Source organism: Denitrobacterium detoxificans, assembly GCF_015062615.1.
GTDB classification, from domain to species: Bacteria; Actinomycetota; Coriobacteriia; order Coriobacteriales; family Eggerthellaceae; genus Denitrobacterium; species Denitrobacterium detoxificans_A.
Genome location: NZ_SUUH01000004.1, coordinates 51,356 through 64,832, shown reverse-complemented (window position 1 = coordinate 64,832; position 13,477 = coordinate 51,356). Strand labels below are relative to the sequence as shown.

At 55.7% G+C, this 13,477-nt stretch carries 8 protein-coding genes; 7 read left to right on the top strand and 1 reads right to left on the bottom strand.

What is annotated here, in order from left to right:
* Window positions 1–28 precede the first annotated feature (28 nt).
* Window positions 29–3,115, bottom strand: coding sequence for a UvrD-helicase domain-containing protein (locus E7002_RS06355; protein ID WP_303728025.1), 3,087 nt, complete (start codon window positions 3,113–3,115; stop codon window positions 29–31).
* A 653-nt stretch (window positions 3,116–3,768) separates the two neighbouring features.
* On the opposite strand from E7002_RS06355, the gene E7002_RS06350 reads away from it, so the two are divergent.
* The 7 genes from E7002_RS06350 (at window position 3,769) to E7002_RS06320 (ending at window position 13,442) form a co-directional block, all read left to right on the top strand.
* Window positions 3,769–5,352 (top strand): dicarboxylate/amino acid:cation symporter, encoded by a 1,584-nt coding sequence (locus E7002_RS06350; RefSeq protein ID WP_303728024.1) that lies wholly within the window; start codon window positions 3,769–3,771, stop codon window positions 5,350–5,352.
* 104 nt (window positions 5,353–5,456) lie between these two features.
* Window positions 5,457–6,791: a putative ABC transporter permease gene (locus E7002_RS06345; protein WP_303728023.1), complete on the top strand. Its 1,335-nt coding sequence runs from the start codon at window positions 5,457–5,459 to the stop codon at window positions 6,789–6,791.
* Window positions 6,792–6,822: 31 nt separating this feature from the next.
* Window positions 6,823–7,431 (top strand): DapH/DapD/GlmU-related protein, encoded by a 609-nt coding sequence (locus tag E7002_RS06340; RefSeq protein WP_303728022.1) that lies wholly within the window; start codon window positions 6,823–6,825, stop codon window positions 7,429–7,431.
* Between the two features lie 173 nt (window positions 7,432–7,604).
* Window positions 7,605–8,774 carry a sugar MFS transporter gene (locus E7002_RS06335; RefSeq protein ID WP_303728021.1) on the top strand — a complete coding sequence of 390 codons (1,170 nt, stop codon included), beginning with the start codon at window positions 7,605–7,607 and terminating at the stop codon, window positions 8,772–8,774.
* 277 nt (window positions 8,775–9,051) lie between these two features.
* Window positions 9,052–9,597 (top strand): J domain-containing protein, encoded by a 546-nt coding sequence (locus tag E7002_RS06330; protein ID WP_303728020.1) that lies wholly within the window; start codon window positions 9,052–9,054, stop codon window positions 9,595–9,597.
* A gap of 18 nt (window positions 9,598–9,615) precedes the next feature.
* Window positions 9,616–11,430, top strand: a complete 1,815-nt coding sequence (gene typA, locus E7002_RS06325; RefSeq protein ID WP_303728019.1) for a translational GTPase TypA — start codon at window positions 9,616–9,618, stop codon at window positions 11,428–11,430.
* 164 nt (window positions 11,431–11,594) lie between these two features.
* Entirely contained in the window at window positions 11,595–13,442 is a 1,848-nt protein-coding gene (locus E7002_RS06320) for an FAD-binding protein (protein WP_303728018.1), read from the top strand.
* The last annotated feature ends 35 nt before the right edge of the window (window positions 13,443–13,477 follow it).

Sequence of the window (13,477 nt, the reverse complement as noted above, 5' to 3'; positions counted from 1 at the left end):
TCACATTTAATCATGTTTTGCAAATACCCTACTTGTTTCTTGTGTACTTGCACGCAGGATATCTCGTACAACCGTAGAAAATCGACCCGTCCTTCTTATTTGTCAGCTCTTTGAGCTTCGCTCCACATTTCGGGCACCTCATCGCAGTCGAACCATTACCTCCAGAATGCCCAGGAGCGCTCGCTCTCCAGGCGACGTCGTCAACGTTTCGCGTATATCTGCAAGTCGGATAGCGCGTACAGCCGAAGAACTGGGAGCCGTCCTTGCTGTTCTTCATAAGCTTTAGCGGGGCGCCGCATTTCGGGCATTTCTTAGAGTCCGGCTTTCCATGGCCTGCATCGCGATAACTATTGTCTGAGTTGAAACGCACACTGGCGTACGTCACGGCCTTTGGAGCAGAATAGGCAGGTTCGTATTCCTCTGTGGCGTCAATCGTCGCCGTGCAGTCTGGCCAGTTGGAGCATCCGAAGAACGGCTTTCCGTCTGAACCGCGCCTTCGCCTTACCATCCATCCATCGCAGGCCGGGCACTTGAGCCTGTCTTCGAGGATCTCGGTCTGATCATAGCTCCTTTCGCAGAAAGGGAAGTTCGTGCAGCCCAGGAAGCTCCTGCCAGTTTGAGAATTGCGGCGAACGACGAGCCGCCCCGTTCCGCATCGGGGACATAGCGTTGGGTTCCAGACGTCTTTCCCTTCAATTTCAAACGCTCCCAAATGCTCCGATTCCAACGCTCTTATCTCTCCAACGAACGGCGACGGCCCCGCCCCCTTGTCGAGGGCGCCTGACACGAGGAAAACCCTCCGTTTGGTTCGGGTGATGGCAACGTAGAACAGGCGTCTTTCCTCGGCGAACTCGAGCTCTTCGTCGCCCCCGAGAAGAATCTGCAGAATAGGGTCGTCTTCGATTCGGTTCGGGAAGCCGTACATGTCGTTTATCAGGTTCAACACGACGACGTCATCAGCCTCGAGGCCTTTAGCTCTATGAACGCTCATGAAAGTGATGTTCCTGTTGCCGCCGTATATGACATGCACATCGCCGGTGTTTCTGTCGCGCCGCAGAGATATGTTCTCGTTTTCAAAAGAGTCCTGCCCCTTGAAATCGGGATAGAGCGTTTCGATATCGAAATTATGCCGGCCCAGGATGAGTATCTTCCGCATGCCCCCATCCTGCATCTGCAGGATGCTGCTAAGTGAAGCCTCTAGACCATTCGCCATATCGGGCATGTAACTGATGACGACTGGCATGTCTTCGTGCTTGAACGATTTCATCGTCTTGTGCACTTGCGCCGGATTGCGCTCGACGAACGCGCTGGCGATGTCGACGAGCTCTTGCGAGTTTCGGTACGTCCTCTCGATCTTGAGCGTCTCGTGGAATCCCACATACTCTCCGAAATCGGTGAACAGCGAAACGTCGCTGCCCGCAAAGCGGTATATCGATTGCCAGTCATCGCCTACGCACATGAGCTTAGCCTCACACGCATCGCGAATGGCTTTAATGAGACCGAATCTGCTCTTCGATATGTCCTGGTATTCGTCGACGATGATATAGCGGAATCGCTCCGTTGGGCCCTCTTCTGCAATCAACGAAGCGGCCTTGTTGATCATGTCGTCGAAATCGACCTGGCCTTTATCCTCGAGCCTTTTGCTATAAAGGGTCATGATTGGCTCGGCGAAGGCCATGAAAAGCTCGAAGCGGTGCCACATGAACCCGTCGCCTTTATATGCGTCGCGGCCCTTTTCAGCGACTTCCGCCATAGCGATATTGTTCGCTTTCGCCAGGGACAAGAACGTTGTGGTGAGGGTGGCGATGCTGCGGAGATACTTGTCGTCTTGGCTCAGCTTTGCATAAACCCCGGAAAGCATCTCTTCGTCACTTACAAGTTCGACGCCATTGGCTTCCAGAAGCGCCTCGAGCTTGTTCAGCAGGTCGTGGTCCTTGTTCCAGAAAGAGTAGCTTTCGATAAGCCGAGTGCCGTTTGCTTCGTGCACGGACCTCTTCCAATCCATTCCCTCGATGTATTTGCGCTCCTCGAAATCTGTTTCGATCCAAGGGCATCGCCCGTGCTCGTCAACTCCAAAGTGTTCGAGCCAGATGTCGTATTCGGGAAGGTAGAAGTCGGGTTGGTAGGCACGTCCATTGGTTTCGTAATCACCATCGTAGTTGCGCTCGTATTCGTAATCCACGCCGTGCAAGAAAAGGTAGTTTGCTATCATGAGCTCTTCGATGCTCTTCACGCGCTCCCCATTGAGCGTATCCAGTTGCCCCTTTATTGTTTCGAGGCTGGTTGCCTTTAGGGCCTCGAACCTCGCTCCCTCGCTTTCGAATTCGGAATAGTCCTTGGGCACGTGCTTATAGCACCCGTAGAACTCGATATACGCGCTCATCTGATCTGGATACTCCTGTATACCCCCTCGCAGATAGGATAGAACGCAGTTTCTGAGCTCGTTTTCGTTTGCAACGCCAACTTTGCCGAGACGATCGAGGCCCATCTTGTGGAATGTCTTGCAGGTTACGCCTTTGATGCCCGCCTTTTCTATCCTCTCCTGAAGCTCGTTGACAGACTTTCGGGTAAACGAGGTAACGAGGATCTCTTCCGGTCTGACGCCCCTATGTTCAGTCAGGTATTTAATCTTCCCTACGACGGTCAATGTCTTTCCGGAACCCGCCCCGGCAATGACCAGATTGTTGTACTCGTCGGTCACAACGGCGTTCCTTTGCTGGTCGTCAAGGGACTTACCATCAATGTTTGAAAGCATCGAATCACAAGCGGTAAGCTCCGACGCCTTAAACGCCTCGTTTCTTCTAACGCGGACTTCCTCATCGGCATGGTTCTCGATGAAAGCAGCTATGATGTCGGATTTCGGATGCGACTTGCGACGCGATGCGGGGATTCTTATCAGATTCTTATATAGCTGGGCATTCCTGTCCGTCTCTGCGTCCCAGTCCTTTTTCATCAAGAAGCCGTTCTCATAATCGAGAAGAACCCTCTGCCTCGTTAGCGCGGCTTCGATATCGGCAATCAAACCGTCGATTTGCTTACGCTGACCAATGAACCTTGCAGCGAGAAAGCAAACTGCAATCGCGATTAAGGCCGAGATGATTACTGCTATCGTCATCCTGTTGTCCAAGCTTGTTTTGTATGCAACGCAAACGATTATAGTATTCAAACAAAATCTGTTACCGACTTGATCATGGTTGCCGAGAACTGATCAGCTCCAAAACTGGCGTTTTTCGGGGTGATGTGGACGTCGTTCTTCCCGAATTCCCCCATCCGGGCAAGCCGTTCACGTTCTCGCTGAACGGCAGAATTTAACGGGCGTCTTTTGCGCGTCCGACCTGCGCTGTCAAGGGGGGAATCGGACACACATTCTTGCCGCTAACCCGTTAGTACGCTACGGCCTTGCGGCGGGGCTATCTGGGGCACCCTGAGCAGAATTACCCAGTGCATAGGGGGATCGAACCCCGAGAGGGCGAAAGCCGTAAAGCGTTCGCCCCTGTGGGGCGAACGTAGGCTTTCGGGCGGAGCGCGTAAGCGCGGAGCCGGGATGCTGCGCCGCAGGCGCAGCGTGCGTATCCCCCTATGCTCCACCAACCACTCAAAAGAGGCCATGGGCCTCTTTTTCATTATTCCGCTCAGTGCACCTCACCTAGCCCCTTGTTCGCGCGGTAACCATGAAGGGGGGGCGCTCCGCTTGGGAGACGCCCCATCTTGCTATCGGATTGGTAGCAAAGACATCATATAGGTGGGGTAATTCGATATAGTGAACATATGGGGAAGGGCACGCAAAATGATCTCGAGATTCATGCCGACATTGAGGGATTCAATGCCGCTCGTTCCTATGTGGAAACCCTGCTTGAAAGCTCGTCTGTGTCTCAAAGCGGTGTTCGCGAGACGATGCTCGTCTTCGAAGCAGTGTTTAACACCATGCTTGAGCGTGGCGTTGAGCAGAGTACCACGGTAACCGTTTCGACGAAAAAGGGGCTCGCTGGCGTGAGCCTCCAAATTGGTTACGAGGGTGAGAGGTTTTCCCTTCCCGAGGAAAACGACTCCACATCGTCGGGATCCACTGTTTTGCGTGCGTATGCCGAAAAGGTGTCATATGGATATAGCGCTGGCTATAACACCATTTTGGTGTCAGTGCGGAAAGATCCAAAGGGGAATATCATCCTGTGCGGATCAGGCATTTTGATTGGGATAGTTGTCTATCTCGTTCTTGCCATGTTTCTTGATGTCGATGAGCAACATGCCTTGCTTAATGAGTACATCTTTCCCTTCGAGCAGATATACGGCAATGCCATGCTTATGGTAGGTGCGCCTGTAACCTTCTTTTCCCTTTTGAAAAATGCCTCTAACGCATTCATCGTCTCGAAACGAAATTCGGATGCTCGCAGGCTGCGGATGATATCTCTCATTACGTCCGCATTTGCCGTCCTGCTTGCGCTTGCCCTCAGTTATTCCCTCATGTCGGTGCTTATTGGTTGGCAAGGGTATGATGCGGAGTTTGCGGGTAGCTACGGTGAGCGGAGCTTTTCGGATATAGTCACGTCAATGGTGCCTACAAGCATATTTGAGCCCTTTGAAGCTCTTTCTCCCATTCCGCTTATTATTGTCGCGTTGCTTGTTACCTATGCTCTTGTGTCGGCAGGTAAGGACTATGAGGTGCTGGGCCGGGCAATAGATGTTTGCTATGGTCTGTTCTCGCGCATGCTTAGCGCGGTCATGTTTTTGCTTCCTGTTGCATGTTGCCTAGCGGCTTTGGATGTCATGCTCGAGGGTGGTCATGAAGCCCTCCTTCGCACGTTGTTGCTTATTATGCTTATGGTCGTAAGCAGCGTATTTCTTTTTGCCTCGTATGCAGCGAGGCTAAAGGTGCGGGGTGTGAAAGTGATTCCCTTTGCCAAGAAGCTTCTTCCGCTCGTACGCGAAAACTTCGCTATTGGCTCGGTCATTAATGCCGTTCCGTACAACATTAGGTATTGCGTCAGGAATTACGGGCTGGATCGTGAGAGGGTTTCCCGTACGCTCCCATTTCTTGCCCAGATTAACCTTGATGGAAACTGTTTCCTGCTCATGTTCGTTGCCGTGTTCTACATTTTCGCGACGGGAACCGAAGTTCCTCCGGTAAGCATCGTGGTCATTTCGGCATTGGTCTTGTTCCTCTCTTTTGGAGCGCCCAACCAACCGGGGTCCATTCTTATCGGATCGCTTATTATCGTTACCTACCTCAAGTCCTATGATGTTGTATGTATGGCTATTTACCTGGAGTTTTTCTTGGGTGGTCTGCAAAACATGATCAACGTGATCAGCGATATAGTCACGGTGTCGGAGGAGGAAGCCCGATTGGCCCGTTAGCGCAAGTGTGATTTGGTAATTTGCTTGTCTGTTTTCAGGTGTCCAAATCGGCGAGACAAAGGCAGTTTACCTGGTTGTTTGGCCTAATCAGATTGGATATGAGCATGACGAAAAAAGACGTATTTGATGTGGCTCGCGATGCTGTAGCCGACGGGTTTCTCGACGAGCAGGAAGTGGAGATAATTCTAGCGGCAGCGCGCGAGCGCAGCGAGGAGCAACCGCTTACCACCAAGGAGCGCGCTGAGATCATGAGCATCGTACGCGACAGTATGAAAGGGCTGGCCTTTTCAAAGCTCCCCGTGCCCTTGCGTGTTTTGAGCATCCTTCTCATGGTGACGGGCGCGCTCGGCATATTCTCGGGTGTTGTGACCCTGCTCTCTTTATTCGATAGCAACATATTGGTGGAGGCTCTGGAAAAGGTGACCGCCACTACCGCAGGGGTCGTTGCCATAGCGGCGGCGTGTTCGTTTGCCTCCACGGTGCTTTCGTTCTTCGTGGGACTGCGCTTGATGCGAGGAAAACGAGGGGCTGCCAGTGCGCTCATCAACGTGAACATCGCCCTGACCGTGGTCTCGCTGGTTTGCGAGCTCATGCTCTACGGCATCGATCTTGTGCTTTTGTTCAACTTCGTGCAATTGGCAGCCCAAATTGCGCTCTCGACGTATCTCAACCCCTCGCTCGTCAACGAGTCGAAACTGCAGTCGGGCCTGAGGGAGCTCGACACGGAAATCCATGCCAAACAGGGCACCCTCGGCTTGGCCGACCCTGGCGAGGGCTACATACGTCTCGATTTCTTCAACCTGTTCTGGACGTTCATCGTCGGCTGCGTCGTCGGCCTCATCGTCGAGATTATCTTCCACATGGTCGTCGTCGAGCCCGGCGTCTACCAGGATCGCGCCGGCTTGCTGTGGGGCCCCTTCTCGCCCATTTACGGCGTCGGGGCCGTGCTCATGACCATCGCGCTCAACCGCTTCAAGGACCGCAACATCGTGTTCATCTTTGTCGTCTGCACTATTATCGGCGGCGGTTTCGAGTACTTCGTCAGCTGGTTCATGGAAGTGGGGTTTGGCGCTTCGGCTTGGGATTATTCCGACCAGTTCCTTGGCGACATATTCGGCGGGCGCACGTGCTTGCTCTTCGCGTCGATGTTCGGCTTGCTCGGCACGGTGTGGATCAGGCTGCTGCTGCCGGTGTTCCTGCGGTTGTTCAATCTCATCCCCTGGAAATGGCGTTACAGCGTGACGCTCGTGTGCGCTGCGTTCATGCTGGTGAATTGCGTCATGACCCTGCAGGCGCTCGACAATTGGGGCGCCCGTGCGGCAGGCCACGTGCCGGAGGCGGGGATCGAGCAGTTCTACGCCGAGAATTTTGGCGACGAGTACATGGCGAACCGCTTCCAGAGTATGACTATCGATCCCGAAAAGTCCGTTCGTTCGTAGGTAGCGAGCGGTCCGAGGAAAAGAGTGTGACATGGCTGAGAGTTTCTATGAAGATGGCGGCGAATTGACGTCCGATCAGATTGCCTATTTTCTGGAGCGCATGAATTCGGGCGAGGAAGTAGAGGCGGGAAGCGAAGTGCATCGCCTCATGACGGCTGCGTCTGAACGAGCAATGCGCATTACATCGCGCATGAATGCGCAATTCGACAGTTTGTCCCACGTGCGCGAACGGCTCGAGGAACTGTGGATATGTGACCTGCCCGAGAGCGTGGGGTTGTTCCCGCCTTTTACAACCGACTGTGGGCTTAATACGCACGTAGGCGAAGGCGTATTCATCAATGCAGGCTGTCGCTTTCAGGATCAGGGTGGCATTTACATAGGAAATCGCGCGCTCATTGGACATAACTGCGTAATTGCTACGCTCAATCACAACATGGACCCAGCTCTCCGCGCGAATTTGCTGCCCGCGCCTGTGCATATCGAAGCAGATGCATGGCTGGGCGCGAATGTCACAGTGCTTCCGGGCGTAACTATTGGAGAAGGCGCCGTGGTTGCTGCTGGTGCGGTTGTGACGAAAGACGTTCCCGCACGCACGGTTGTGGGTGGAGTTCCTGCAAAGGTAATCAAAGAGCTCGCGTAGCGGAGGATATATGCTACGCATTCGCCATGCGTGAACAAGGCTTCGCCCCTCGTTCATGGGGCTTGTCGCAGTATCGTTACGACTTGCTCGCGGTCATTGTGTGTCATATACGAACCCGAAATAATGATAGGCAATCGCTTTGTTCCACTTCGAATCATGCGAAGGAGCGGGCTATGGATGCTATCAAGGCGCCAAAGAGGGATTTCCTTTGGATAGTCCTGTTCCTCGTCGTGCTCATTAATGGCTTCGAAGCAGGCGGCTACCAGGCGAGCATCTGGCACATCGGGGAAGAGTTCGATCTTTCACTCACGTCCATGGGTCTCTTCGCCGCTATGGAGCTCTTCGCAACCATGCTTGCCCCCATCCTTCTGGGCAAATGGGCGGACAGCGTGAGGAAGTCCACGAGCATAACCATCATGTTGGGTATTCAGATTGTCGCTGCGCTCATCGCCGTTTTTGCGGCTTCCGATGCGGTGTTCCTCTTCAGCATCTTTTTCTTGGGGCTTACCACGAGCGCCTTGCAATTTATTTCCATTGCCGCCGTTGCGGATGCGTATCCCGTTACCGGTGGAAAGAAGGTGGCGTATATCACGATGATGTATGCCTTGGGTGCCTTACTCGCTCCCTTGGTGGTTGACTTCTACCTCCAACAGGGGCTCGATTGGCGTACGCTGTTCGGCATCCTTGCCGTGGGAAGCGTGTGCGTGTTGGTGGGAATTACTCGCTGCGGTGGGGAAGCGCGCGAGGCTAGGCCTGCGCAGGCCGAAGGCAAGGGCTTTGCGGGGCGTTTCGCGTTATCGGCTATCCTGCTTCTAAGCGTTATCATGTGCATTTACGTGGGCTTCGAAAATGGATTCGCCTATTTCGTCGACACGCTGTTCACCGATGTCCTGCAGTCTTCGAATGGAAAGATTGCCCTCTCGATTTTCTGGGCGGTTATGATTCCGTCTCGTTTCTTGGTGGGACGCTTCGACAAGCAAGCGAAGAAGATCCTCGTTGCCGCCATCATTACCATCCCATGCGCGATGATCTTGCTCTCGGTGAGTGCCAATCCGGCGATGGTCATGTTCATGTGCGTTCCCCTGGGGTTCGCAAGTGGCGCGATCTATCCTTGCGTGCTGACTATCATGCTGCCCTTCGCCGGGAAGCAGACAGCCACCGCAACGGGTATTATCACGGCTGCTACGGGCATTGGCGGCGTGGCATTTACGGCCCTGATGGGATTCATGGCCGATTCCCTGGGCGTGCAAACTGCCATGCTCGTGTTAGCGAGCTTCTTCGTTCTTTCGCTCGCATCGGCGCTTATCGTCATCAAGCGCAGCAACAACGTCGAGTCCGCGTAGCGCCGTATAGCCTGATTTCGCCTTCATGCGCCTGAAGCTCCCCGTCATTAACAGAAGCTAGCGATACGCTTTTCGCAATGGTCACCACCACTGCTCGCGGTCTTGTTTTCGGCTGTCTGTTTCGGAAAAGGACAGCGCGTCTCCCCGTTCCTGCTGGCTTTCGAGTGCCTTGCGTGCGCTCACTCATGCGGAACGTGTGGGACACCATACGATACACACGGACGCGTGGTACGATAACGCGCGTTATTTTCTAGGCTTTTCGAAAGGGGTGCGCATTGTGAATCGCGCTGAAGCGCTTCGTTTGCTCGGGCTCGATGACGATGCCACGCTGGACGAGATCAAGACCGCCTACAAGGAAACGGCTCAGATTTTGCATCCCGATAAGTTTGCGGGTAACAGGAAACTGCAGAAGCGAGCGGAAGAGCAATTCAAAAACCTGCAGGAAGCCTACGAGGCGCTTTCCCGTGGGGGTTCGGGTTCCAAAGCGCGCAGCTCGGCGCGTTCCTCTTCCCATTCGCGCGTGGTGGAGCTGGAATCCAAGCTGCGCGGCATTGCCGCCGCGCGCGTGCAGCTGCAGCAGCAACGCGATGCCTTTATCGACCGCAGGCGCACGGGGCTCATGCTGCTCATTGGCGGAGCCGTGGCCGCGCTCTTCGCGCGCTGGCGTATTCCCTGGCTTGCTGGCCTGGGTGGAGCCGTTGCGTTCTGGGGCGGCTTCGACGCCTTCACCGCGCATCGCAGCGTAGGCGACCTAACCAAGCAAATCAACAATCTCAACAACGAGAAGAAGCAGATACTGGCAGAGCTCGAAGAGCTTGAGTAAACAAGGATTGGCAGAGGCATGAAACAGGAACACATCCGCAACGTTGCCATCATCGCGCACGTTGACCATGGCAAGACGACCCTGGTCGACCAGCTGATGAAGGCAACCAACGTCTTTCGCGAGAACCAGCAGGTGGAAGACCGCGTGCTCGACAGCAACGACCAGGAGCGCGAGCGCGGTATCACCATTCTCTCGAAGAACATCTCCATCACGTACAACGATACGAAGATCAACGTCATCGACACGCCGGGCCATGCCGACTTCGGCGGCGAGGTTGAGCGCGTGCTCAACATGGCCGATGGCGCGCTGCTCATCGTAGATGCGTTCGAAGGTCCCATGCCCCAGACACGCTTCGTTCTGCGTCATGCGCTCGACTTGGGCCTGCGCATCGTCGTGGTCGTGAACAAGATCGACCGCCCCGGCGCTCGTCCCGAAGAGGTCGTCGACGAGGTTTTCGACCTCATGGTCGAGCTCGAGGCTTCCGACGAGCAGCTCGATTTCCCCGTGGTGTATGCAAGCGCCATGAATGGCTATGCCCGCTATGAGGCAACTGATGACAACGACAACATGATTCCGCTGCTCGACACCATCCTGAAGGAGATTCCGGCTCCCGACTGCGAGCCCGAAGGCCCCGTGGCCCTGCAGGTGTGCACCGTCGATCACTCCAGCTTCGTTGGCCGTATTGGCGTTGGCCGTCTGTACAGCGGTACGCTGCATAAGAACGATCAGATGCTCGTCATCAAGCGTGACGGTGTGCGTTACAACGCCAATATCAAGCAGGTATTCACGTTCGACAAACTGGGCAAGGTGGAAGTTCCCGAAGCTCACGCGGGCGACATCATCGCCGTGGTGGGCGTGGAAGATGCCGACATCGGCGATATGGTCACGAGCATTGATCATCCCATCGAGCTCGACCCCATCAAGATCGACGAGCCGACCATGGCCGTTGTGTTCCAGCCTTCCGACAGCCCGCTGGTGGGAGCTGATGGCGACATCGTTGGCGCGCGTCAGCTGAACGAGCGTCTGGAAGCGGAAGCCGAGAGCAACGTGACCATGCGCATTCAGCCACTGGAAGACAAGAGTGGTATCGAAGTTGCCGGTCGCGGCATTCTGCAGATTTCTGTTCTTATCGAGACCATGCGTCGCGAAGGCTTCGAGCTGCAGGTTGGCCGCCCCCGCGTGCTCATCAAGACCGACGAGAACGGTCACAAGCTTGAGCCTATCGAGGAAGCAACGGTGGAAACGCCCAGCGAATACGCGGGCAAGTGCATCGAAGTCTTTGGTAATGCCGGTGGCGAGATGCTCGACATGGCCAGCAAGGGCGAGCAGACGCAGTTGGTATTCCGCATTCCCACCCGTGGCACCATGGGCCTGCGCACCAAGCTGCTGAACGCCACGCGCGGTGAGGCGAACATGTTCCATCGTTTCATGGAGTACGGCGCCTATCGCGGCGAGTATTCCGGCCGCAAGAACGGTGGCATGATTTCCATGAGCACCGAAAAGGCCGTTGCCTACGCTCTTGATACGCTGCAGCAGCGTGGCACGCTGTTCGTGTCTCCGGGCGACGATTGCTACGAGGGTATGATCGTGGGCGAAAGTGCCAAGGAAGGCGATATGGTCGTGAACATCGCGAAGACCAAGAACCTGGGCAACCAGCGTTCCTCTTCCGCTGACAAGGCTATTCAGCTCACTCCTCCCGTGCGCTTCACGCTGGAAGAGGCTTTGGAGTACATTCAGGACGACGAGCTGGTAGAGGTTACGCCCAAGAACATCCGCCTGCGCAAGCGCATTCTGGATACCACGGCTCGCAAGAAGGCTAACAAGAATAAGTAGCCGAAATTAACATGCTCCCAGATGGGACCCTCCTAATCACTAAGTGATTAGGAGGGTTTTTCCTTGCAATACTCCCTTTCGTGTCTCCTGCGCCCCGCGCGAAACCCCTACGTTTCATCCAGCGGACGTCAGGAGGGCGTCCGAAAGTGAAAGGGAGGATTCTTATGGGAATCGAAAACAAGTCTCCGGAAACGACGATGGGGCGTAGGGGCTTCCTGAAGGGCGCGGCGCTTGCCGGTGCCGCAGCCGTCGCGGCTGCCGCCATGCCAGGGTGCTCGTCGCCTAAGTCGCAGACCCAGAGCGCCGAAGCCACCCAGGCATCGACGCATCCTTCGGGGTATATGTGCTCGGAGGATTGGCTGGGCGAAGCGCCTTCAATCGACGAGAGTAAGATCACTGATGTCATTTCGGCAGATGTGGTGGTGTGTGGCAGCGGACACTCCGGAACGCAGGCTGCCCTTGCCGCTGCGGAAGAAGGCGCGAGCGTCGTTGTGCTTGAAGCGCGCAACGTTGACTCCGACACGGGCTACCTGCATTACTACGGCCAGGAATTTGGGCATTTCAATAGCCAGTGGCTCATCAACCAGGGATACGGCCCCTATGACACAGGCGAGATCGTAAGCGAGTTTTGCCGCCGTGGTGGCAACCGCGTGAGTCCTGCGATCATCCGCGCGTTCGTGGACAATTGCGGCGAAGCATTCGACCATTTCATCAGCCTCATTCCTTCCGATAACCATATGCTCGAAATGGGGCCGAAGGGCGAATTGGGCTTGCATATCGCCTATGGCCGCAATCCCGAGGACTATCCCATCGAAATGGGCGGTTACAAGACCTGGGTTGGCGATGCCATGTTCTGGGGCAAGTACAGCGACGAGCCGGTGAATGGCGTGGGCGCCATGTCCAACATCAGTGAAGCCGAGAGCTTCCAGGTCGCAGAAGCTCAGCGCTTGGGTGCGAAGTGGTATTACGGAACAACCGCGGTCGTGTGCACGCAGAATGGCGACGGGGACGTGACGGGCGTTATCGCCAAGGGTGAAGATGGCTCCTACATCAAGTTCGAGGCTGCCAAGGGCGTTATCCTTGCCACGGGCGATATGGGCCAGAACGGCGAGATGATCTGGAATCTCATTACGGAAGTGCCCGAATGGTGCGAACGCCAGGGCGTGGAAGCGGGTAGCGTAACCGCCATGACCATGAATGACGGCAGTGGCCTGAAGATGGGCTGCTGGGCTGGCGGCTATATCGAGCCGGGTCCTCGTCCTACGATGAGCATGGGTGGCGGCGGTGGCGGCCCATGGGGTACCGCTCCGTTTTTGTGGGTGAACGCCGAGGGCAAGCGCTACATGAACGAGGCTGTGACGGTTGGCGCGTTTGCCGCCACCCTCAGGCAGCCCATTGGCACCGTTGCCACGGTTACCGACTCGAAGTGGCTTACCACCGTGCAGCGTGCGAGCATCGACCATGGCGCCCCGAACTATACGCGCCCGCAGTACTACGACGACCTGGTAACCGACATGTCTGCCGTTGTTGCGGCTGGCGCGCAGGGCGCTCCCGTTCGTACGTGCACTATCGCAGAGCGCATGCAGTCGACGGTGTACGGCGCAGACGACCTGGAAACGGCTTTGAAGTACGCTGGCTACGAGGGCGATGCGCTGAAGGAGGCGCTGGCAACCGTCGCGCGTTACAACGAGCTGTGCTATGCCGGGTCCGACGCCGACTTCGGCAAGGATGCGGAAGTAATGATTCCCATCGATGAGCCGCCTTTCTACGTGGCCCCCTCTTCCAACGAAGCAAAGGGCGTAGCCGGCTTGGTGACCCTTGCCGGTCTGATGACCGACGAGAACCTGAATGTCATCCGCCCCGACTACACGCGTATCAAGGGACTGTATGCCGTCGGTAATTGCCTTGGTCAGCGCTTCGGCAATGCGTATAGCACGCCTACGGCTGGCGTCTCCATCGGCATGGCGATGACCCATGGTCGCGTCTGCGGTAAGACGGTGGCTAACCTGTAAATTCGAAGCACTTAGGCTCGGCGACACCCTCCCCG

Coding starts and splice junctions, on each gene's coding strand:
- typA (WP_303728019.1), top strand. CDS start 9,616: ATGAAACAGGAACACATCCGCAACGTTGCCATCATCGCGCACGTTGAC.
- E7002_RS06350 (WP_303728024.1), top strand. CDS start 3,769: ATGGGGAAGGGCACGCAAAATGATCTCGAGATTCATGCCGACATTGAG.
- E7002_RS06355 (WP_303728025.1), bottom strand. CDS start 3,115: ATGACGATAGCAGTAATCATCTCGGCCTTAATCGCGATTGCAGTTTGC.
- E7002_RS06340 (WP_303728022.1), top strand. CDS start 6,823: ATGGCTGAGAGTTTCTATGAAGATGGCGGCGAATTGACGTCCGATCAG.
- E7002_RS06320 (WP_303728018.1), top strand. CDS start 11,595: ATGGGAATCGAAAACAAGTCTCCGGAAACGACGATGGGGCGTAGGGGC.
- E7002_RS06345 (WP_303728023.1), top strand. CDS start 5,457: ATGACGAAAAAAGACGTATTTGATGTGGCTCGCGATGCTGTAGCCGAC.
- E7002_RS06335 (WP_303728021.1), top strand. CDS start 7,605: ATGGATGCTATCAAGGCGCCAAAGAGGGATTTCCTTTGGATAGTCCTG.